Origin of the sequence: Bowmanella dokdonensis, from assembly GCF_017254865.1 — a bacterium.
GTDB classification, from domain to species: Bacteria; Pseudomonadota; Gammaproteobacteria; order Enterobacterales; family Alteromonadaceae; genus Bowmanella; species Bowmanella dokdonensis.
In genome coordinates, this window is record NZ_JAFKCV010000326.1 from 1 (window position 1) to 298 (window position 298).

The 298-nt window shown below is 55.0% G+C and carries 1 protein-coding gene; it reads right to left on the reverse strand.

The genetic code is table 11. The annotated features are described in order from the left end of the window. Positions 1–42: 42 nt before the first annotated feature. Positions 43–298: M24 family metallopeptidase (locus tag J0A66_RS22785; protein ID WP_206576069.1), on the reverse strand; the 256-nt coding region annotated here is incomplete at its 5' end.

Genomic DNA, 298 nt, shown 5'->3' on the forward strand with positions numbered 1-298 from the left:
AGTGCGCCTTCATCAGGACGTGAATCTCAGGCGGCATTATCGTCAGGCGTTAAGGCCAAACGGATCATCGATGCTATGGCTGGGTTGGGTAAACCAGCGGGGCCCTTGTTCGGTCATATAGAAATGATCCTCCAGGCGCACACCGAACTCGTTAGGAGCGACAATCATCGGCTCGTTGGAAAAGCACATACCAGGTGCCAGAGGCTGCGTGTTGCCGCCGACCAGATAGGGCCATTCGTGAATGTCCATGCCTATACCATGGCCGATGCGATGAGGCAGACCGGGAAGTTGGTAATCT